Genomic DNA, 20,363 nt, shown 5'->3' on the forward strand with positions numbered 1-20,363 from the left:
CCCAAGGAGCGCGAATGAGATTGCGTCGCATGGCGACGGCGGCCCTCGCCGCCGCCGCGATGTCCACCCTCGGCGTCGCCGCCGCCACTCCGGCGGCACTCGGCGCCTCGACCACGCTGGCCGCGTATCCGGCCTGGCAGGCGTGGACGGCCTACAGCGTCGGCGCGCGCGTCACGTACAACGGCGTCGACTACGAGTGCATCCAGGCGCACACCTCGCAGCCCGGGTGGGAGCCGTCGAACGTCCCGGCCCTGTGGAAGGTCGCGAGCGGCGGCGGCGACACCACGCCGCCGTCGGTCCCCGGGAACCTGCGCAGCACGGGCAGCACGACCAGCAGCATCTCGCTGGCCTGGAACGCCTCCACCGACAACGTCGGCGTCACCGGCTACAACGTCTACCGGAACGGCAACCTGGTGACGACCGTCACCGGGACGACGTACACCGACACCGGCCTGTCAGCGGGCACCTCCTACAACTACACGGTCCGCGCCCGGGACGCGGCGAACAACCTCTCCGACCCCAGCAACACGCTGACCGCGAGCACCCAGAGCGGCAACGGCGCGCCGGGCGCGCCCGGCACGCCGACCGTCAGCGGCAGCACGGACTCGTCGATCTCGCTGTCCTGGCCGGCCTCCAGCGGCACCGTGACCGGCTACCGCGTCTACGAGGGCGGCACGCAGGTCGCCCAGGTGACCGGGACCACCGCCACGATCTCCAACCTGACGACCTGCTCGTCGCACACCTACACCGTCAAGGCGTACAACGCGAGCGGCGAGTCGGCGGCGAGCGGCGCGGTCAGCGGCAGCACCACCGGCTGCCCGACCGGCGGCCGGATGCCGGGCGCGCCGTACCTCTACATGGGCTGGGGCGACCCGCCGAGCGCGGCGACGGTCATGGACGCGACGGGGATCAAGTCCTTCACCATGGCGTTCATCCTGTCCGGCGGCGGCTGCACGCCGAAGTGGGACGGCCAGCGGCAGCTCTCCGGCGGCGTCGACGCCCAGACGATCTCGACGATCAAGTCCAAGGGCGGCAGCGTCCAGGTCTCGTTCGGTGGCTGGCAGGGCAACAAGCTCGGCCCGAACTGCTCCACCCCGGCCGCCTTCGCCGGAGCGGTGCAGCAGGTCATCGACGCGGTGGGCCCGGCGGTGGTCGACTTCGACATCGAGAACACCGACGAGTTCGAGAACTACACGGTGCAGGACCGCATCCTCAACGGCCTGAAGACCGTCAAGCAGAACAACCCGAACGTCAAGGTCGTGGTCACCTTCGGCACCACCACCTCGGGGCCGAACTCGCACGGCGTCCGCCTGATCAACCAGGCGAAGGCGCTGGGAGTCCCGATCGACAACTACACGATCATGCCGTTCGACTTCGGTGGCGGCGCGAACATGTACCAGAGCACGGTCAACGCCGCCGAGGGCCTGAAGAACGCGCTCAAGTCCGCCAACGGCTGGACCGACGCCCAGGCGTACGCGCACATGGGCATCTCCGGCATGAACGGCCTGTCCGACCAGCAGGAGCAGACCAGCCCGGCGACGTGGACGCAGATCCGTGACTGGGCGCTGTCCAAGGGCCTGACCCGCCTCGCGTTCTGGTCGGCCAACCGCGACCGGCCGTGCCCGGGCGGCGGCGTGGCCGAGAACTGCAGCGGCATCGCGCAGCAGAACTGGGAGTTCACCAAGATCACGGCCGGTTTCTGATCGGCGGGCTCCGTGGATCCGCGTCGCTTCGCGGGTCCACGGACCGCCCCCGGCCGGTACGGCTCGCGTGCCCGACCGCGCCCGCGGACGCGAGCCGTACAGTCACGTCGGCGTCCGGAGCGACGTAGCGGCATTCACGCGCCGCCTCCCTCCTGACCGCGAAGCCCGCGATGGTCTCCGTCCACCCCTCCACGTGCAGGCGGCATTCACGCGCCGCCCCCTCCTGAACGCGAAGCGCCGGTGGGCTGCCCACCACGCGCGTCGACCTCGCGTGAAAGTCACATCCGCACGGCGAGCAGAAGATCTGCGAATCCCCACTGTTATCCGCAAAAGCCGCAGAACAAGTCGGTGAATGGTCCGCGCACGAAAGGGATGACGGAGGGCGCCGCGCCGCGATGTCACCAGGCGACGGGCAGCGCGGCGAACCCGCCGGTGAGCCGGTCGGAGCGCACCTCCAGCTCCTCGTACGGCACCGCCAGGCTCAAGGTGGGGAAGCGTGGGAAGAGCGCCTGGAACACGGCGCGCAGCTCGATCCTGGCCAGGCTCGCGCCCAGGCAGTAGCGGCCCGCGTAGCCGAACCCGACGTGCGCGTTCTCGCTCTCACGCCCGATGTCGAACCGTTCCGGGTCGGGGAAGGCCCGCTCGTCCCGGTTGGCGGCGAACGTCGCCAGCACCACCAGCTCACCGGCGCGGACCGTCACGCCGCCGATCTCGACGTCCTCGTGCGCGTACCGGACCAGCCCGTGCTGGCTGGGCGCGGCCATCCGCAGGATCTCCTCCACCGCGGCGGGGACCCGCCCGGGGTCGCGGGCCAGGGCGTCCCGCTGCTCCGGATCGCGCAGGAGGAGCAGCACGCCGTAGTCGATCTGGTTGACGGTCGTCTCGTGCCCGGCGAACAGGAGGCCGCCCGCGATCCTGGCGATCTCCGCCTCGGGCAGCTCCGCGGTGGCGAGGTCGGAGTACACGTCCTCGCCCGGACGCTCCCGCTTGGATCGCACCACGGCGAAGCTGTACGCGTTCATCTCCGCCTGGGCGGCCGCGGACCGCGCCGGGTCGGTCAGGTCCGTCATCTCCTCCGCGATCGCCCGGAACCGCTCCCTGTCCCTGTACGGCACGCCCAGCAGCTCGCAGATCACGTGGACGGGCAGCGGGGCGGACAGGGTGCCGTGCAGGTCGGCGGGCGGCCCCTGCGCGGCCATCCGGTCGAGCAGCGCGTCCACGAGCAGTTCCACGCGCCCGGTGAGGCGCCGTACGCGCCGCGCGGAGAAGGCGGGCGTGAGCAGCCGCCGCATGGAGTCATGGACCTCGCGTTCGGTGGCGTGGTCGCCGGTCGGGCCGCCCGCGAACGCGCTGTTGGACAGCCGCGGCGCCGACGCGGGGGTGGGATGCGACCGGCCGAACCGCTCGTCCGCGAAGACCTGCCTGATCTCCTCCCAGCCGGTCACCAGCCAGGCCTCGTCGCCGGTCGCGGTGCGCACCCGGGTGATCGGCTCGGCGGCCCTGAGCTGCCCGAACTCGGGAGCGATCTCCAGGACGTCGTTCCGCGCGAACGGCAGCCGAGGGAGTCCGGACATGGTCGTTTCCCTTCGCGAGTGGACCTTTCCCAGATCTCTCCGCTCCGCGCCGGAACAAGCCAAGTAAAGCACCCTTTGACGCTGTTTTCACCATTGTGCGGGGAATGACGCTTTAGGCCGCCTTTATATGACCATGTCGTATTTATAAGATCATAAATACGATTAGCGCCGACCAAAAGTGGACATTTGGGCGCGTGGCCGGGACAAGGCGGAGTCCGGGGCTCTACGGTTCCAAATCATGCACCAAACGCCTGGCTATCAGCAGCCGTACGACCCCCCACAGCAGCAATGGCACCAGCAGGCGCCGCAGCCGCAGCCACACACCCCGATGCAGCCCCCCACGCCCACGCCTCCCACGCCACCGCCACCCGCCTCCCGCCGCAAGTCCGGCAGCAAGGCGCCGTTGCTGATCGTCATCGCGATCGTGGTCGTGGCCGCCGCCGTCGGCGCGTTCTTTTTCCTTACCGGCGGCGAGGACCCCGCGCCGCAGGCGAAGCCGGCCAAGAGCGGGGCGGCCCGCACCGCCGAGGCCCTGCCCACCCCGAGCCCCGGACAGCGCGCGGTCTACCTGGAGACCCTCCGGGCGATCTCGCCCGAACTCGCCGAAGACGAGGATCAGGCGATCCGGCAGGCCGGCCTGGTGTGCCAGCGCGTCCTCAAGCCCGAGGACGGCGGCATGAGCCTCCCTCAGTTCACGGTCGCGGAGCTGTCCAAGGGCGGCGCGTCGATCAACCGCGTGCAGGCGTTCAAGGTGATCATCGCGGTCAAGGTGTGGTGTAAGCCCTGACCCGGAACCGGCACTCCCCCGGGCCTCCCGGGGCGGGACGCCGCGACACGTCGGATCACGGGCCGGGTCCGGGCTTCGGGTCCGGACCGGGCCCGGGACCGGCGCTCCCCGCGAGACCGCGCGCCTCGGCCGGTTTCGGTGGCGCGCGCCTCGCGGTCAGGGCGAGGGGACGAAGCCGAGGTGCTTGTCCACCACGTTGATCAGTGGGGCACCCGCGACGTACCTGCGCAGGTTCTCCAGGAAGGTCTCGGCGAGGGCGTCCTGCCACCCCGCCGCGTCGCCGCTCATGTGCGGGGAGATCAGCACCTGGGGGAACGACCACAACGGATGCCCGGCGGGGAGCGGCTCATCCTCGAACACGTCGAGCGCCGCCCCGGCGAGCCGTCCCGCTCGCAGCGCCTCGACCAGGGCGTCGGTGTCCACCGTCTCGCCCCTGCCGACGTTGATCAGCCGGGCCGACGGCTTCAGCGCCCCGATGACGTCGGCGTCGATCAGCTTCCGGGTCTCGGGGGTCAGCGGCGTGACGTTGACCAGATAGTCGATGTCCGCGACCAGCGACGGGAGCCGCGAGGAGTCGAACACCTCGCCGAAGTCGGTGTCGCCGTCCCGCGTCGAGCGGCCCGCGCCGAGCACCGTGAGCCCCACCGCGCGCAGCATGCGGGCGATCGCCCGCCCGATGGCCCCGGTGCCGACGATCATGACGGTCTTCCCGTCGAGCCGCTCCGTCACGCGGTGCTCCCACCGGCGCTCCCGCTGCAGGCGCCACGATTCCGGCAGGTCCTTGGCGAAGGCCAGGACGCACGCGAGGACGTACTCGGCGATGGGCCGGTCGAAGACGCCGCGCGAGTTCGTCACGACGACGTCGGAGGCGCGCAGCTCGTCGAAGAGCAGCCGATCCACGCCCGCCGCCGTGACGTGAATCCAGCGCAGCGCCTCGGCGTGGTGCCAGACCCCGCGCAGGGCGGGCGAGAACGAGTCCCAGACCAGCAGCGCGTCACTCCCCGGCAGGGCGTCGCCCAGCTCCGTTCCCCGGGCGTACCGGACCTCGCCCGCCAGATCGTGCAGGCGATCCCGCGAAGGCGGCAGGTCGTCCCCGTGAAGAACGGTGAGGACGACGCCGCTCCCGGCCCCGTTACCGGTGCCGTGTCGCGTTCCGGACAGAGCGACCAGGCCGGGCCCGAGTGGCTTCGTGACAGGCAGACGTGCCCGCATAGGTACGGTGGCTCCTTCGGTGGATGGGGAGGGTGAGGCTCGTCGGTCTCACCGCACACGCCTGATCGCGCTCGCATCGTGCGGGAGGTTCGGCGGCCTCTTCGGCGAGGACGTCCGGCGGTTCACGAGGCGGCCGGGGCGGCCGCCCTCCGGTCCGCGCGCCGCGTGATCTCCTGTGCCGTCGCCGGGTTCACCTCGCTCTACCAGCCAACGGGGCAACATAGCCACCTATTCCCCCAAATCCGGCAAATGGGAGGCGGCTGGCCGTCCCTCCCGGTGGGGATAAGCCTCTTCAGCCGGTCGAACGCGTGGCCGGGGGACGGCCGCCCGACCGATCGTCGGGAAGGCGGCCGTCTCGTCCGGGGCTCGATCAGCGCGCGGTCGGGTCCGACAGCGTGTCCGACAGCCGGTCCGACGGCGGGGCCAGCAGCGGGGCCAGCAGCGGGGCCAGCGCCGCCTCCAGGTCCGCGACACCGCCGAACAGCACGCCGGTCATGCCGAGCGCCACAGCGGCCTCGACGTTCTCCGCCCGGTCGTCCACGAAGAGGCACCGGTCCATCGGGACGCCGGCCCGCTCGGCGGCGATCGCGTAGATGGCCGGATCGGGCTTGACCACGCCGACCCGGGCGCTGTTCACCACGTCGTCCGCGAAGTACGCGAGCCCCAGCCCGGCGAGGTCGTCCTCCACCTCGGGGGTCGCGTTGGTCACCAGCACGACGGGCACGTACGCCTGGGCGAGGCGGAGCAGTTCCAGCACCTTCTCGTCCGCGCGGAACGGCGTCCGGGTGAACATGACGGCCAGCTCGCGGGCCTGCTCCTCGGACACGTGATCGGCCAGCGCGGCGGCGATGGCGTCCCGCCACTGCTCCACGGTGTGCTCGCCCCGGAGCACCGGCAGATCGTTCGCCGGCGCGAGCGCGATCTCGGCGGTCGTTCCCTCCGCCAGCCCGGCCGCGCGTTCCATCCGGGTCAACTCGGTCATGTCGTAGAAGCGGATCACGCCGTCGAGGTCGCACAGGACGGCGTCGAAGGGCCTGCCGTTCAGATCGTGAACATCGGCGTGAGCATCGGCGTGGGGTACGGCCTGGGGATTCGTCACGGCTCCTCCATAGCACATCCGCGACCTGCCCTCTCTCCGCGGCCGCGGATCAGCCGGTCCGTCCCCGTGATACCGGACGCCCCCGGGCGGGTCAGCCCGTCGGGACGTCCGGCTCCTCGGTCCGGTCTGCCGCTCCCCCTCCGGCGTCGCGCCTCGCCTCGCGGCCCGCCTGTTTGAGCGCGAGGCGCAGCGCGTACTCGATCTGGGCGTTGACGCTGCGCAGATCGTCGGCGGCCCATTTGGCGATCGCCTCGTAGACGGCCGGGTCGAGCCGGAGCAGGAGCTTCTTGCGTTCGACCATGGTCAGGACGGGTCAGGCATAGAGGCTGCCGGCGTTGACCACCGGCTGGGTCGCCCGGTCGCCACAGAGGACGACCAGGAGGTTGGACACCATCTGGGCCTTGCGCTCCTCGTCGAGTTCGACCACGCCCTGCTCCGAGAGGCGGTCCAGGGCGAGACCCACCATACTGACAGCGCCCTCGACGATGTGGGTGCGCGCGGCGACCACCTGAGCGGCCTGCTGCCGGACCAGCATGGCCTGGGCGATCTCGGGGGCGTACGCCAGGTGGGTGATCCGGGCCTCGATCACCTCGATCCCGGCGAGGCCGGTGCGCTCGCGCAGCTCGGCGGTGAGCTCCCCGGCCACCTCGGCGCCGTCCCGCAGGCTGGTCCGGCCCTCCTCATGGGAGTCGTACGGGTGGCTGGTGGCCAGGTGCCGCACCGCGGCCTCCGACTGGATGGCCACGTACTCCTCGTAGTCGTCCACCGCGAACGCGGCCCGCCCGGTGTCGACGACCTTGTAGACGACGACCGCGGCGATCTCGACCGGGTTGCCGTCGGCGTCGTTGACCTTGAGCTTGGTCGTCTCGAAGTTGCGCACGCGCCGGCTCACCCGCTGCTTGGTCGTCAGCGGGAGCACCCACTGGAAGCCGGCCTCGCTCACCGAGCCGACGTACCGGCCGAGGAACTGCACGACCTTGGCCTCGTTGGGGTTGATCACGGTGAAACCGGTGGCCGCGACGAAGAAGACCACGATCCACGCGATCACCGCCAGGCCCGGGAGCCCGAAGTCGCTGGGGTCGTCGCCGAAGGATCCACCGTCCATCCCGTCTCCCGACCAGCCGCGCAGCGCGAACACGGCGACGACGCCACCGAGTACCAGCAGTCCGAGCAGCACGGCGAAGCCGTTCAGACGGAACGCCCGACGCTCCATCGTTCCTCCTTGCTATTGAAGTGATATCACCAAGATAGCCCAAAGATAGCCCATCCACGCAAGCCAGACATTTCCCGCCTCGACGGTTTTGGGCCTTGCCGCAGTCATGAGCGGGAGTTACGATCCGGCTAATTATTAGGAAACTTTCCTTAAGGAAAGAGCCGTCACATGCGCCGATTAGCCGTTCTACTGCTCCCGATCGCCATGATGGTCGCGTTCGTCGCGGCCCCCGCACACGCCGCCGGCCGTCTCACCGCCGCCTTCACCCTCACCGGGAACCAGGGCAAGTTCGTGGTGAGCAACCCCGACAGCTCACCCGTCACCGGATGGTCCATCCAGTTCGAACTGCCCGCCGGGGTCACCGTCAGCAACGCCCAGAACGCCACGACCACGCAGACCGGCACGCGGGTCAAGCTCACGCCGGCGTTCTACATCAACACCGTGCGGGCGAACGGGAACACCGAGCCGTACAGCCCGACCTTCACCCTCAGCTCGCCCGTGCAGCCGACGAAATGTCTGATCAACAACGCGAACTGCGACGGCAGCGGCGACCCTCCGCCCCCTGCCGCGCCGGTCGTGGCGAGCTTCTCGCTCAGCGGCAACCAGGGCAAGTTCGTCGTCGAGAACAACGGCGACGCCGCGCTCGACAGCTGGTCGATCCAGTTCGAGCTGCCCGCCGGCGTCACCGCGAGCAACGCCCAGAACGGCTCGCTGAGCCAGAGCGGCCGCCAGGTCACGCTCAGCCCGGCCTTCTACAACACCAAGGTGAACGCGCACGCCACCACGGAGCCGTACAGCCCGACGTTCACGCTCAGCTCCCCGGTGGAGCCGACGAGCTGCCGGGTCAACGACGTGCCGTGTGACGGCTCGGCCGACACCCCGCCGTCGGCGCCGGGCAACCTGCGCTCACCGGTCAAGACCACCAAGACGGTCTCCCTCGCCTGGGACGCCGCGACCCCCGGCACCCTGCCCATCACCGCGTACGAGGTCTACCGGAGCGGCGACTTGGCCACGACGGTCAGCGGCACCACCGCGACGGTCACCGGCCTCACCCCGAACACCGAGTACACGTTCACGGTGAAGGCCAAGGACCGCAAGGGCACCCTCTCCCCGCCCAGCACGCCGCTGAGGGTGACCACCAACAACCCGGCCGACGACACCCAGCCGCCGACCGTCCCCGCGAACCTGCGCAGCACCGGCAAGACCTCGTCCAGCGTCTCCCTCGCCTGGGACGCCTCGACCGACAACAAGGGCGTCGCCGGATACGACGTGTACGTCGGCTCGACCCTGGCCATGAGCGTCCTCGGCACGACCGCCACGGTCACCGGGCTCTCCCCGTCCACGGAGTACTCCTTCACCGTGCGGGCCCGCGACCTGTACGACAACACGTCGGCGGCCAGCGCGGCCGTGAAGGCGACCACCGCCGACATCGTCGAGAACGGGTACGCCCGGGTCGGCTACTTCGTCCAGTGGGGCATCTACGGCCGGCAGTACTTCGTGAAGAACCTCGACACGACCGGGGCGGCGGCGAAGCTGACCCACCTCAACTACGCCTTCGCCAACATCGACCCGGTCAAGCTGACCTGCCTCAACGGCGTCACCAAGGGCACCACGTCCGATCCGGAGGACCCGAACCAGGGTGACGGCGCGGGCGACGCCGACGCCGACTACGGCCGGCCGATGAGCTCGGCCCAGTCCGTGGACGGCGTCGCCGACACCGGCTGGGAGAAGCTGCGCGGCAACTACAACCAGCTCCGCAAGCTCAAGGCGAAGTACCCGAACCTGAAGGTCCTGATCTCGATCGGCGGCTGGACGTACTCGAAGTACTTCTCCGACGTCGCCGCCACCGACGCGGCCCGCAAGAAGTTCGTCAGCTCGTGCATCGACATGTACATCAAGGGCAACCTGCCCGAGTACAACAGCGCGGGCGGGCCGGGCAGCGCCGCCGGGATCTTCGACGGCATCGACCTCGACTGGGAGTGGCCGGGCGCCGAGGGGCACCCGGGCAACCACATCGGGGCGAACGACAAGGCGAACAACACCGCCCTGATCGCCGAGTTCCGCAAGCAGCTCGACGCGCTGACCGCGGAGACCGGGAAGCGCTACCAGCTCACCGCGTTCACGCCGGCCGACCCGGCGAAGATCGCGGCCGGCTGGGACCTGCCCGAGGTGGCCAAGTCCCTGGACATCTTCAACGTCCAGGGCTACGACTTCCACGGCTCGGGCAGCGACAACTCCTGGGAGCCGAACCGGACCGGCCACCAGGGCAACCTGTACGCCGACGTCGACGACCCCTACTCGTTCCACTTCAGCGTCGAGAACGCGGTCAACGCGTACCTGCAGGCCGGGGTGAACCCGCGCAAGCTCACCATCGGGCTCGCGTACTACGGCCGCGGCTGGCAGGGCGTGGCCGACGGCGGCAAGTACGGCGAGTGGCAGTCCGCCAACGGCGCGGCGCCGGGCCAGTTCCAGGAGGAGGCGGGCACCCGGGGCTACAGCAACCTGCTGGCGAGCGTGCCCGGCTGCACCGTACGGCACGACGAGCAGGCGGTGGCCACCTTCTGCTACACCGGCAGCGCGAGCCAGCCGGGCCAGTGGTGGACCTTCGACGACACATGGTCGATCGGCAAGAAGACCGCGTGGCTGCGTACCAAGGGGCTGCTCGGCGTGATGATCTGGGAGATGTCCGGTGACACCGGCACGCTGACCAGTGCCGTGGACACCGGCCTGAAGTAACCCTTGTCGGGAGATTTCAGGAAATGAAGGTTCTCCCGGCGGGGACGGGCGAGGGACACGCCCGCACAACGGGCGCGTCCCCGCCGGGAGAACCGCAAGCCCGGTGGTCGCGGGTCAGAGCTGGGCCGGAGGCTGCGGGCCCCTGGCGTACATGTCGGCGATGTGACCGGCGAGCACCGTGAAGAAGCCGATGAAGCCGAGCAAGGCCAGAACCGCGCCGACGATCACGTCGTTGCGCGTGGCCGCCGTCCAGGCCGCGCCCTCCGGCTGCTGGCCGGTCACGAACGGCGCCGCGACCAGCCATACCCCCGTCGCGAAGAGCAGGCCGACGCCGGCGATCCCCCATCTGCTCACCAGTCCTCCTCGTTGTGCCTGTTGCCGGTCCGCTCAAGCTGGTCCGCGGCGAGCGCCGCCACCAGCGGCTTGAGCAGGCTGTGCAGGTCCTCTGTCGTCGGTGCGGCCACCGGCGCGGGAGCGGGCGGCTGCTCCGGCTCGGCCGCCGCGGCGGGCTCCTCGGCGGGACGCTCGGGCAGGAGCCCGTCAGCGCGGAGCTGCCCGCGCCAGGCCCGCGCCCACACCACGACGGTGGCGAGGGCGATCACGCACACGCCCGCTCCCGTCCACATGTCCACCTGCACCGCCGTCCCGCCCGAGGGATAGTCCAGCCCGTACGGCGCGAGCATCAGCCAGACACCGGCGGCGAGCGCGGCGGTCGCCGTGATCAGGCCGGCCAGATAGCGGGTCATTTCTTCTCCTTTTCCGTCAATGCCGCGAGCAGCACCTGGCCGGCCAACGGCCTGAGCAGCCTGCGCGAGGCCAGCCGGGCCCGCACGCGGTCGTCCCCGCCCCCGTCCGGACCCTGGTCCGGGAGGAGCCGGGCCGCGGCCGCGACCAGCCGGGGCGAGTGCCCGCGTTCGAGGCGGTCGGCCAGCCAGGCGAGGGCGACGCCGGTGACCGCGAGCGTCACCGCGCTCGGCCGCGTGGTCACCTCGCCGCGCAGCGGCACCTCCTTCAGGAAGAGCGCGAGCAGCAGGCTCGCCACGGCGAACGGGATCGCCCACAGGTAGACGCTCTGGACCGCCGTGGTGAACGCTTCGAGCAGGCCGTGGAGCTGCGCGGCGGGCAGCCGGGCGAGCAGGGCGGGATCGAGCTGGGCGGCCCGCGCCGGCAGCCCGGCCCTGGCCAGCTCGTCCTCCAGGGTGCGGATCTGGATCGTGCCGAACAGCGCGGTGCCCAGCGAGCCGCCCAGCGTGCGGAAGAACGCGATGGCGCTGGAGGCGGTGCCGATGTCGCGGGGGCGCACCGCGTTCTGCGTCGCCACCAGCGGAACCTGGATGAAGGCGCCCACCCCCAGGCCGACCACGACGGTGAAGCCCATGATCAACGCCATCGAGGTGTCGATCTTGACCAGGCTGAGCAGGTAGAGCCCCGCGGCCAGCACCGCCGCGCCGATGACGGGCATCGCCTTGTAGCGGCCCGTCTTGGAGATCGCCATGCCGCTCGCCAGGGAGGCGGCGATCACCCCGCCGGTCAGCGGGACCAGGGCGAGGCCGGACTCCGTCGCCGACTGCCCGCGCACGATCTGGAAGTAGGTGGGCAGGTAGACGACCGCGCCGAACAGCGCCACGCCGGACAGCAGCGACAGGCCCGCGCTCACCGCGACCACCGGGTCGGCGATCACCCGCGGCGGCAGGATCGGCTCGGCCGCGCTGCGCTGGCGGGCGGCGAAGGCCGCCGTCAGACCCACCCCGGCGACCGCCAGCCCGATGATCTGCGGCGATCCCCAGTCGTACGTCCGGCCGCCCCACACGGTGACCATGAGGATGGCGCACACCGCGGCGACCAGGAGGACGGCCCCCGGATAGTCGATGCTGTGCCGCACCGTGGCGCGGGGCAGGTGCAGCGCGACCGCGATCACGGCGAGCGCGGCCACGCCCACGGGAAGGTTGATCCAGAAGATCCAGCGCCAGGTGGCGTGGTCGGTGAAGAAGCCGCCGACGAGCGGGCCCGCGACGCTGGCCAGGCCGAAGACGCCGCCGAAGAGGCCCTGGTAGCGGCCCCGGTCACGTGGCGGGACGACGTCCGCGATCACCGCCATCGCCAGCGCCATGAGCCCGCCGCCGCCGAGCCCCTGGACGCCCCGGAACACGATCAACTGGGCCATGTTCTGGGCGAGGCCGCACAGGATCGAGCCGATCAGGAAGATGACGATCGCGCCCTGGAAGATCTGCTTGCGGCCGTACAGGTCGGAGAGCTTGCCGTAGAGCGGGGTCCCGGCCGTGGAGGCGAGCAGGTAGGACGTGACCACCCAGGAGAGCTGATCCAGCCCGCCGAGCTCCTGCGCGATCATCGGCAGCGCGGTGGCCACGATCATCTGGTCCAGGGCGGCGAGCAGCATGGCGAGCATGAGTCCGGCCATGACGAGCCGGATCTGCGCGCGAGTCAACAACGACAACCCCCGCTTCGATCACAATGAGTGATGCAGACACTACGCAGAGATGAGAATCGCTGTACGAGAAATGACCATTCTTCTCCTCCCCACCTGCCTCCCGCCCCTCCGCTGAACCGCCACTGAACCGCCACGACCCAGCCGGATACAAGGTGCTTCCAAGTCGGCGGGACTACTCATGGGTCCATGAAGAACAGCACCATCACCCCCTCGTTCACGACCGCCCGGGGAGCCGTCTCCCGTGGAATCGCCGCCGCCGCGCTGCTCACGCTGGCCGCCACGAGCGCTTTGGCGACTCCGGCGGCTGCCACGACTACGACCACGAAGGCCACCACCAATGCCACCACCACGGCCACCGTGAAGGCGGCCGGGGCACGGCTCCACTGGGGGCAGGTCCGTTCCAAGGGCGGCCACGGCGGGTACGCCACGGCAGACGTGTGGATCACCGATTTCAGCGCCGAGACGTTCGTCGTCTCCGGCACGCTGTACGACCGCGACCGGCACCGCGACCACTGCGCGTACATCCGCGCTCGCTTCCACTACGCGGGCGGCGGCACGGGCTGGGCGCAGCCCAGGACGACCTGCGCGGCGAGCAGCGGCTTCCGGCTCTCCTCGGACGGCGAGATCACCCGGGTGGACGTCAAGGTCTGCGTGCTCGACCGGGCCCGGCGTACGACGCTGAGCTGCTACATCGACCCGATCAAGGCCGAGACGGTGGCGAACTGGCCCCGCTGACCACGGACGTGACCGCGGCGCCGGAAAAATCTCGCGAAAGCCGTCGAGAACATGTCGAGAACCCGGCGACCGCTCCGTCTCCTTGGTGACAGCGCGCATGGAGGGCGCGAGAGACCCACAGATACGGGAGGACGCCGCCATGGGCGAGCTCATCCACTTCGTGCACCAGTCCCTGGACGGTTTCATCGAGGGCCCGAACGGCGAGTTCGACTGGCCGCTGATGGGCCCGGAGCTGTCCGCCTACTCGCAGGAGCTGTCCAGCGGGGGAAAGACCTTCCTCTACGGGCGCGTGGTCTGGGAAGTGATGTCGAACTACTGGCCGCGGGCCGAGCAGTACTCGACGCACGAGCACGACCTGGCCTTCGCCCCGATCTGGCGCGAGACGCCCAAGGTCGTCGTCTCCCGAACGCTGGAGGAAGCCGGGTGGAACACCCGGATCATCCGCGAGAACGCGGTCAAGGAGCTGACCGCGCTCAAGGAGTCGGGCGCGACGCTGCTGCTGTTCGGCGGCTCCGAGCTGGCGTCCCACCTCAGCGAGCACGGCGTGATCGACGAGTACCGGGTCTTCGTCCATCCCGTGGTCCTGGGCGGGGGGAAGCCGGCCTTCCGGGAGGGCATCCCCAGGACCGGCCTCGACCTGGTCGAGTCGCGCGTGCTCGACGACCAGGTCGTGCTGCTCCGCCACCGGCGGACCGGCGAGCGGGCGTGATCCCGGCACGGGCCCTCGCCCCCCGTCCGGCGCGCCCGGGAAGGACGCAGGGAAGACAGTGGGGCGGGCCCGTATCAGCGGCGGCCCGCGGCGAGGCGTGCCGCGCGGGCGGTGAGGTGGCGCCGCTCGGGGGCGCTGCCGGTGCGCCGGGCCGCGTCGCGGTAGGCCTCCGCCGCCGCCGCGTCCTCACCCAGCAGTTCCAGCAGGTGGGCGCGGGTGGCGAGCAGACGGTGGTGGCGCGCCATCCGCTTGTCGGCCGCGAGAGCGGCCAGCAGATCCAGGCCGGCTGCGGGGCCGTCCACCATCGCGACGGCGACCGCCCGGTTGAGGGTGACCATCGGGTTCGGCTCGACCCGTTCCAGCAGGTCGTACAGCAGGAGAATCTGCGGCCAGTCCGTGGCGTCCACGTGCTCCGCCTCGGCGTGGACGGCGGCGATCGCGGCCTGGAGCTGGTACGGGCCGACCCGCCCCCGGGGCAGCGTCCGGCTGATCAGCTCGATGCCCTCCGTGATGAGGCTCCGGTCCCAGCGGGCGCGGTCCTGCTCCGCCAGCGGCACCAGGTCGCCGCCCGGTCCGGTGCGCGCGGCGCGCCGGGCGTCGGTGAGCAGCATCAGCGCCAGCAGGCCCGCGGTCTCGCCGTCGCCGGGCAGCAGGCGGTGCAGCAGCCGGGTGAGCCGGATTCCCTCCTCCGCCAGCGCGGGCGCGGTCAGGTCGTCCCCGCCGGAGGTCGTGTACCCCTCGTTGAAGATCAGGTACAGCACGTGCCGCACCTCGCCGAGCCGCTCGGCGTGCTCGGCGGGCCCCAGTGAGCCGAACGGCGTGCCCGTCTGGTCGACCGTCTGTCTGATCGTCTGCTTGGCCCGGCTGATGCGCTGAGCCATGGTCGCCTCGGGCACCAGGAACGCCGCCGCGATCTGGGCGGTGGTCAGGCCACCGACGGCGCGCAGCGTCAGCGCGATCCGGCTCGGCGCGGACAGCGCCGGATGGCAGCACAGGAACAGCAATGCGAGGGAGTCGTCCCTGTCCGCGTCCCGGTCGGCGTCGGCGGCGCGGCTGAGCAGCTCCGCCTGCGGGGTGGCCAGCACGACGTGGTCCTCGCGCCGCCGGCGCGCCTGCTCGCTGCGTACCTCGTCCACCAGGCGGCGCGAGGCGACGGTGACCAGCCAGGCCCGGGGGTTCTCCGGCACGCCCTCGTCCGGCCACCGCAGCGCCGCGGCCAGCAACGCCTCCTGTACGGCGTCCTCGCAGGTGTCGAAGACGGCGTACCGGCGGACCAGAGCGCCGAGGACCTGCGGCGCCAGCTCACGCAGCAGGTCCTCGATGTCGCGGTCCACGCTCACATGTCCGCCGCGGACTCGTGCAGGATCGGCCACAGCTCCACCGGATCCACGTCGGCGAAGGGTATGTCGGCCGCGATCTCCTGCGCGCGCTCCAGGCTCTCGCAGTCGAGCAGGTAGAAGCTGGCCAGGTACTCCTTGGTCTCCAGGTAGGGCCCGTCGGTCGCCACCGCGGCCCCGTCCTTGCGCCGGATGAGCTGCGCGCTCGCCGCGTCCGCCAGGCCGTAGGCGCCCAGGAGCTCGCCGGTCTCGCGGTACTTGCGGTTGAACGCCTCCTGCTTGGCGATGGCCTCCGGCCACTCCTCCGCGGGGAAGGAGTCCCACTTGGCCTGGTTGCCGTAGATCATCGCCACGTACTTCATCTCGGTCTTCCTCTCGGTCCCGCGCGCCCCGTCGGCCGCTGCCACCCCTCAGTCGGGGTGGGAAAGGCTTCCTCTACATCCGGCGTCGATTATTTCCCGAGCGGTTTCGCTGGGCTCTTTCCGGTGCTGTCGTGGTGCTGTTTCGCCGGGCGGACGCGAACAGCGCCGCCCCGGAAGGCGGCGCTGTTCCGTGGTGCTCGCGGAGTCCGGGGTCAGATGGTGACCCGCACCCCGTACTCCTCCATCCAGGCGTTGAACTGGACGAACTGCTCCATGGCGGTCCTGTTCTCCTGGAGGCTGGTCGTGCCCACCTCGTGGTCGAGGACGTTCCGTGCCTTGGTCAGATCGAGCAGCGGCGCGAGCGCGAGGTCGTCCCGGCCGAGCAGCCGAGCCGTCTCCGCCTGGAGCGCCCGCTCGTACGCCGGGTCCTGCGTCGAGGGGTACGGGCTCTTGCGGCGCTCGACGACGGAGCGGGGGAGGACATCCTGGGTCGCGGCGCGCAGGAGGCTCTTCTCCCGGCCGTCGAACGTCTTCATCGCCCACGGGGTGTTGAAGACGTACTCCACCAGGCGGTGGTCGCAGAACGGGACACGCACCTCAAGGCCGACGGCCATGCTCATCCGGTCCTTGCGGTCGAGCAGGATCTGCACGAAGCGGGTGAGGTGCATGTGGCTCACCTCGCGCATCCGCTTCTGCAGGCCGCTCTCTCCGGGCAGCGACTCCACCTCGGCCAGCGCCTGCTGGTACGCGTCCGCCCGGTAGGCGGGGATGTCCAGCTTGCGCAGCAGCGGCTCGTCGAACAGCGTGGTGAGGCCGTTGCGGTGGCCGACGCCGACGGTGGCCAGCCAGGGGAAGGTCCCCGCGTTCACCGTCTCCGGGTCGTGGAACCATCGGTAGCCGCCGAACACCTCGTCCGCGGACTCGCCGGACAGCGCCACCGTCGAGCGCTCCCTGATCGCCTTGAACAGCAGGTAGAGCGACGTGTCCATGTCGCCCATGCCCGCCGGGATGTCACGCGCCCGCAGCGCCGCGGCGCGTACGACCGGGTTCATCAGGTCGGCGGAGTTCAGCACGATGTCGGTGTGGTCCGCGCCGATGTGCTCGACCACGTCCTTGACGTACGGCCCGTCGGGGGTGTCGCGCATGGTGTCGGGCTGGAAGTTCTCGGTGTACCCGGCGAAGTCGACGGAGAACGAGCGCACCTTGGTCGATCCCAGGGACCGTGCGGCCAGCGCGGTCACCGCGCTGGAGTCGAGACCACCGGACAGCAGCGTGCACAGCGGCACGTCCGAGATGAGCTGGCGGCCGACGATGTCGTCCAGCAGCCCGCGGATCGTGGAGATCGTGGTGGGGAGGTCGTCGGTGTGCTCGCGGGACTCGAGCCGCCAGTAGCGGCGCTTGGTCAGCCCCTCACGGCGGACCCGGACAATCTGGCCGGGACGGACCTCGTACATGCCCCGGTAGACGGCGCTCTCGGGCGTCTTGACGAAGGCGAGCAGCTCGCGCAGCCCGTCGGCGTCGACCACCCGCTCGGCGAGCGGGTTGGCGAGGATCGCCTTGGGCTCGGAGCCGAACAGCACCCCGGACGGGGTCGGGTAGTAGTACAGCGGCTTGATGCCCATCCGGTCGCGGACCAGGAGCAGCTCCTCGCGGCGCGCGTCCCAGATCGCGAAGGCGTACATGCCGTTGAACCGGTCGACGAAGTCCTCGCCCCACTCCAGGTACGCCTCCAGGACGACCTCGGTGTCGCTCTCGGTGCGGAAGCGGTGGCCGCGGGCGGCCAGTTCGGCGCGCAGCTCGCGGAAGTTGTAGACCTCGCCGCTGTAGGTGAGGACGGCGAGCACCCGCCCGTCGTGTTCCGCCGCCATCGGCTGGCGGCCGCCCTCGATGTCGATGATGGCGAGCCTGCGGTGACCGAGTGCCGCGTGCGGCTCCGTCCACAGTCCCTCGGCGTCCGGGCCCCGGCACGACATGGTCTCGGTCATGGCGAGAGCGACGTCGCGCTCGGCTCTCAAATCACGGTCGTAGTCGACCCAACCGGCTATACCGCACATCTTCTTTGCCCCCTAGCGTGAAGAAGTTAGTACAGCTAAGCAAACGCGTGACCAGGGCGAATTATGCCCGGCCTGCCCCTGAGCCAGCTCCACGATCTCCGTAAATCCCGACAAATGACAGATAAAGTGACCTGTTGCCACTTATGTGACAGATGGGGTGCGTCATCGCCCCTCGCCGAGCCGTTCAGGCTCGACTCGGGGCCCAGAGGCAGGGCGCAGAGGCAGGGGGGCAGAGGCAGGGGGCAGGGGAGCTTGGGCTTAGGGGAGTTCGGCGAAGCGCTCGACGTTGTCGCTCCTGCCGGAGACGAGCACGATGTCGCCGTACGACAGCTCGGTGTCGGGGGTGGCGTAGGTGAACTCCTCGCCGGGGCTCTTCACCGCGACGATCGTCACGCCGTACTTGCGGCGCAGCTTGGACTCCCCCAGCGGGACGCCCACGAACTCCTTGGGCGGGTGCGTCTTGACCAGGGCGAAGTCCTCGTCCACCTCGAGATAGTCGAGCATCCGGCCGCTGACCATGTGCGCGACCCGCTCGCCCATGTCGTGCTCGGGGAAGACGACGTGGTGGGCGCCGATCCGGTTCAGGATCTGGCCGTGCTGCCGGCTGACCGCCTTGGCCCAGATGTCCTCGAGCTCCAGCTCCACCAGCAGCGAGGTGGCGAGGATGCTCGCCTCCAGGTCGCTGCCGATGGCGACCACGGCGCGGAAGAAGTCGGGCACGCCGAGCTGGCGCAGCGCCTCGATGTCGGTCGCGTCGGCGGCCGCGATGTTCGTGATCTGCCCGGCCAGGCTCTGCACCTTCTTGGGCCTACTGTCGATGGCCAGAACCTCGGTGCCCCTGCGCGCCAACTCCAGCGCGAGGGAGCTGCCGAAGCGGCCGAGCCCGATGACCACGACCGGGTCGTTTCTCTTGTCAGCCAACGATCACTCGCTCCTCGGGTAGTTCGTATCGCCGCGTGCGCTCCTTGAGGGCGAGCGCCGAGCCGAGCGTGAGGGGGCCGATCCTGCCGATGAACATGAGCACCACCAGTAGCAGGTGTCCGGCCGGGGGCACATCGGCGGTGATGCCGGTGGACAGGCCCGTCGTGCTGAACGCCGAGACGGCCTCGAACAGCACTCGATCCAGGCTGTGCGGGGTCATGACGAGCAGCACGTACGTGGACACGGCGACCAGGGCGACGCCGAGCATGCAGATGGCCACCGCCTGGCGCTGCGCGGACTCGGTGAGCCTGCGGTGTCCGATGTTGACCTGGGTCTCGCCCCGCATCTCGGCCCAGATGACGAAGGCGAGCAGCCCGAACGTGGTGACCTTGACCCCGCCCCCGGTGCCGGCGCTGCCCGCGCCGATGAACATGAGGACGTCGGTGGCCAGCCAGCTCGACGGCGCCATCTGGGAGACGTCGATGGTGTTGAAACCGGACGAGCGCGGCATGACGGCCGTGAAGAAGCTGGCCAGCAGCTTGTCGGAGTCGTCGAGGGCGCCCATGGTGCCGGGGTTGCGCCACTCGGTCATCAGGAACACCAGCGTTCCCATCGAGAGCAGGAGCGCGGTGACGACGACCGTGACCCGGGTGAGCACCGACCAGTGGCTGGGCCGCCGCCAGGAGCGCAGCAGCTCGAACACCACAGGGACGCCCAGCCCGCCGACGATCACCGCTCCGGCGACGGTCAGGCAGATCCACGGATCGGACACGAACCGCGTCAAACTGTCTGGCCACAGCGAGAATCCGGCGTTGTTGAACGCGGAGATGGCGTGGAAGACGCCATGGTAGACCGCCTCACCGAACGGCTCGCCGTACCCGATCATCAGCCTGCCGGTGAGGATCACCGCCACGATCGTCTCGGAGACGAGGCTGAAGGCGATGACGTTGCGGACCACCCGGCGAGCGTCGGCCACGGTGAGCGTACTGGTCTGGGCCTGGGCCATGAGGCGGGCGCGCAACCCCATCCGGTTCGAGACGAGCATGGTGAACAGGGTGGCCAGCATCATGATCCCGAACCCGCCGACCTGAACGAGCCCGGCGATCACTCCCTCGCCGAAGCCCGACCAGTGCCCGCCGGTGTCGACGATGGCCAGCCCCGTCACACAGACGGCGGAGGTCGCGGTGAACAGCGCGGCCCCCCAGTCAGCGGGCTCACCCGAGGTAGTGGCGATCGGGAGCCGTAGGAGAAGGGTGCCGACAAGGATCACGCTGCCGAACACGGTCGCCAGGACCTGTGTCGGGTTCTGGAACCGGTCGAGTACGGCCGAGCCCCACCCGGCCTGCCGCACCTTCACTTCGTCGGCCCTGTCAGAGAAGACCGCCGCACCACGGAACGCCTCCGTCAAGAGAGCATCAAGAGACCTACAACAGAGCATGGCAGAGAGGCCACGTAAGCGACCCACCGTAACA

18 protein-coding genes are annotated in these 20,363 nt (G+C 70.3%); 5 read left to right on the forward strand and 13 right to left on the reverse strand.

Annotated features, from left to right (window positions below; all coding sequences use genetic code 11):
- The first annotated feature begins 14 nt into the window (after nt 1–14).
- On the forward strand, nt 15–1,703 hold the full coding sequence (locus AWQ68_RS24880) for a fibronectin type III domain-containing protein (protein WP_066944221.1): 1,689 nt from the start codon (nt 15–17) through the stop codon (nt 1,701–1,703).
- A gap of 398 nt (nt 1,704–2,101) precedes the next feature.
- Here the strand turns inward: AWQ68_RS24880 and AWQ68_RS24890 are convergent, their stop codons facing one another.
- On the reverse strand, nt 2,102–3,277 hold the full coding sequence (locus AWQ68_RS24890; protein ID WP_066944225.1) for a cytochrome P450: 1,176 nt from the start codon (nt 3,275–3,277) through the stop codon (nt 2,102–2,104).
- Nucleotides 3,278–3,515: 238 nt separating this feature from the next.
- Between AWQ68_RS24890 and AWQ68_RS24895 the strand changes: the two genes are divergently transcribed.
- Nucleotides 3,516–4,064 (forward strand): hypothetical protein, encoded by a 549-nt coding sequence (locus AWQ68_RS24895; RefSeq protein WP_157545674.1) that lies wholly within the window; start codon nt 3,516–3,518, stop codon nt 4,062–4,064.
- A 156-nt stretch (nt 4,065–4,220) separates the two neighbouring features.
- On the opposite strand, the gene AWQ68_RS24900 is transcribed toward AWQ68_RS24895, so the two are convergent.
- The 4 genes from AWQ68_RS24900 to AWQ68_RS24915 form a co-directional block, all read right to left on the reverse strand.
- Nucleotides 4,221–5,276, reverse strand: coding sequence for a D-2-hydroxyacid dehydrogenase (locus tag AWQ68_RS24900; RefSeq protein WP_084464367.1), 1,056 nt, complete (start codon nt 5,274–5,276; stop codon nt 4,221–4,223).
- Between the two features lie 370 nt (nt 5,277–5,646).
- Nucleotides 5,647–6,375, reverse strand: coding sequence for an HAD family hydrolase (locus AWQ68_RS24905; protein WP_066944229.1), 729 nt, complete (start codon nt 6,373–6,375; stop codon nt 5,647–5,649).
- A 91-nt stretch (nt 6,376–6,466) separates the two neighbouring features.
- Nucleotides 6,467–6,676 carry a type II toxin-antitoxin system antitoxin gene (locus AWQ68_RS24910; protein ID WP_066944231.1) on the reverse strand — a complete coding sequence of 70 codons (210 nt, stop codon included), beginning with the start codon at nt 6,674–6,676 and terminating at the stop codon, nt 6,467–6,469.
- Nucleotides 6,677–6,688: 12 nt separating this feature from the next.
- Nucleotides 6,689–7,588 carry an SPFH domain-containing protein gene (locus AWQ68_RS24915; RefSeq protein WP_066944233.1) on the reverse strand — a complete coding sequence of 300 codons (900 nt, stop codon included), beginning with the start codon at nt 7,586–7,588 and terminating at the stop codon, nt 6,689–6,691.
- A 168-nt stretch (nt 7,589–7,756) separates the two neighbouring features.
- Here AWQ68_RS24915 and AWQ68_RS24920 point away from each other — a divergent pair, with 168 nt between their 5' ends.
- Nucleotides 7,757–10,324 carry a glycosyl hydrolase family 18 protein gene (locus AWQ68_RS24920; protein ID WP_084464369.1) on the forward strand — a complete coding sequence of 856 codons (2,568 nt, stop codon included), beginning with the start codon at nt 7,757–7,759 and terminating at the stop codon, nt 10,322–10,324.
- A gap of 114 nt (nt 10,325–10,438) precedes the next feature.
- Here AWQ68_RS24920 and AWQ68_RS24925 read toward each other — a convergent pair whose 3' ends face one another.
- From AWQ68_RS24925 to AWQ68_RS24935, 3 genes are read right to left on the reverse strand one after another with little or no spacing between them, the layout of a single operon-like run.
- Complete coding sequence (locus AWQ68_RS24925) at nt 10,439–10,678, reverse strand: SPW repeat domain-containing protein (protein ID WP_066944235.1); 240 nt, start codon at nt 10,676–10,678, stop codon at nt 10,439–10,441.
- Nucleotides 10,675–11,070, reverse strand: coding sequence for a hypothetical protein (locus tag AWQ68_RS24930; RefSeq protein ID WP_066944237.1), 396 nt, complete (start codon nt 11,068–11,070; stop codon nt 10,675–10,677). Before AWQ68_RS24930 ends, AWQ68_RS24925 begins: the two co-directional genes overlap by 4 nt.
- Entirely contained in the window at nt 11,067–12,770 is a 1,704-nt protein-coding gene (locus tag AWQ68_RS24935; RefSeq protein ID WP_066944239.1) for an MDR family MFS transporter, read from the reverse strand. Before AWQ68_RS24935 ends, AWQ68_RS24930 begins: the two co-directional genes overlap by 4 nt.
- Before the next feature lie 189 nt (nt 12,771–12,959).
- Between AWQ68_RS24935 and AWQ68_RS24940 the strand changes: the two genes are divergently transcribed.
- Together AWQ68_RS24940 and AWQ68_RS24945 are read left to right on the forward strand one after the other, a co-directional pair.
- Nucleotides 12,960–13,508: a hypothetical protein gene (locus AWQ68_RS24940; RefSeq protein ID WP_066944241.1), complete on the forward strand. Its 549-nt coding sequence runs from the start codon at nt 12,960–12,962 to the stop codon at nt 13,506–13,508.
- 139 nt (nt 13,509–13,647) lie between these two features.
- Nucleotides 13,648–14,217 carry a dihydrofolate reductase family protein gene (locus tag AWQ68_RS24945; RefSeq protein WP_066944243.1) on the forward strand — a complete coding sequence of 190 codons (570 nt, stop codon included), beginning with the start codon at nt 13,648–13,650 and terminating at the stop codon, nt 14,215–14,217.
- A gap of 74 nt (nt 14,218–14,291) precedes the next feature.
- On the opposite strand, the gene AWQ68_RS24950 is transcribed toward AWQ68_RS24945, so the two are convergent.
- The 5 genes from AWQ68_RS24950 to AWQ68_RS24970 form a co-directional block, all read right to left on the reverse strand.
- Nucleotides 14,292–15,557 (reverse strand): RNA polymerase sigma factor, encoded by a 1,266-nt coding sequence (locus AWQ68_RS24950; RefSeq protein ID WP_066944245.1) that lies wholly within the window; start codon nt 15,555–15,557, stop codon nt 14,292–14,294.
- Nucleotides 15,554–15,916, reverse strand: a complete 363-nt coding sequence (locus AWQ68_RS24955; protein ID WP_066944316.1) for a YciI family protein — start codon at nt 15,914–15,916, stop codon at nt 15,554–15,556. The genes AWQ68_RS24950 and AWQ68_RS24955 overlap by 4 nt, the downstream gene beginning before the upstream one ends.
- Before the next feature lie 212 nt (nt 15,917–16,128).
- Nucleotides 16,129–17,970, reverse strand: coding sequence for an asparagine synthase (glutamine-hydrolyzing) (asnB, locus tag AWQ68_RS24960; RefSeq protein WP_066944247.1), 1,842 nt, complete (start codon nt 17,968–17,970; stop codon nt 16,129–16,131).
- Between the two features lie 258 nt (nt 17,971–18,228).
- Nucleotides 18,229–18,891 (reverse strand): potassium channel family protein, encoded by a 663-nt coding sequence (locus AWQ68_RS24965; RefSeq protein ID WP_174554141.1) that lies wholly within the window; start codon nt 18,889–18,891, stop codon nt 18,229–18,231.
- Entirely contained in the window at nt 18,884–20,299 is a 1,416-nt protein-coding gene (locus tag AWQ68_RS24970; protein WP_306306824.1) for a TrkH family potassium uptake protein, read from the reverse strand. The genes AWQ68_RS24965 and AWQ68_RS24970 overlap by 8 nt, the downstream gene beginning before the upstream one ends.
- Between the last annotated feature and the right edge of the window lie 64 nt (nt 20,300–20,363).

The organism is Microtetraspora fusca (genome assembly GCF_001570365.1).
Taxonomy (GTDB): Bacteria; Actinomycetota; Actinomycetes; order Streptosporangiales; family Streptosporangiaceae; genus Microtetraspora; species Microtetraspora fusca.

Bases quoted from the DNA above. Each gene is read 5' to 3' on its own strand.
- AWQ68_RS24880 (WP_066944221.1), top strand. From the start codon at position 15: ATGAGATTGCGTCGCATGGCGACGGCGGCCCTCGCCGCCGCCGCGATG.
- AWQ68_RS24890 (WP_066944225.1), bottom strand. From the start codon at position 3,277: ATGTCCGGACTCCCTCGGCTGCCGTTCGCGCGGAACGACGTCCTGGAG.
- AWQ68_RS24895 (WP_157545674.1), top strand. From the start codon at position 3,516: ATGCACCAAACGCCTGGCTATCAGCAGCCGTACGACCCCCCACAGCAG.
- AWQ68_RS24900 (WP_084464367.1), bottom strand. From the start codon at position 5,276: ATGCGGGCACGTCTGCCTGTCACGAAGCCACTCGGGCCCGGCCTGGTC.
- AWQ68_RS24910 (WP_066944231.1), bottom strand. From the start codon at position 6,676: ATGGTCGAACGCAAGAAGCTCCTGCTCCGGCTCGACCCGGCCGTCTAC.
- AWQ68_RS24915 (WP_066944233.1), bottom strand. From the start codon at position 7,588: ATGGAGCGTCGGGCGTTCCGTCTGAACGGCTTCGCCGTGCTGCTCGGA.
- AWQ68_RS24920 (WP_084464369.1), top strand. From the start codon at position 7,757: ATGCGCCGATTAGCCGTTCTACTGCTCCCGATCGCCATGATGGTCGCG.
- AWQ68_RS24930 (WP_066944237.1), bottom strand. From the start codon at position 11,070: ATGACCCGCTATCTGGCCGGCCTGATCACGGCGACCGCCGCGCTCGCC.
- AWQ68_RS24940 (WP_066944241.1), top strand. From the start codon at position 12,960: ATGAAGAACAGCACCATCACCCCCTCGTTCACGACCGCCCGGGGAGCC.
- AWQ68_RS24945 (WP_066944243.1), top strand. From the start codon at position 13,648: ATGGGCGAGCTCATCCACTTCGTGCACCAGTCCCTGGACGGTTTCATC.
- AWQ68_RS24955 (WP_066944316.1), bottom strand. From the start codon at position 15,916: ATGAAGTACGTGGCGATGATCTACGGCAACCAGGCCAAGTGGGACTCC.
- asnB (WP_066944247.1), bottom strand. From the start codon at position 17,970: ATGTGCGGTATAGCCGGTTGGGTCGACTACGACCGTGATTTGAGAGCC.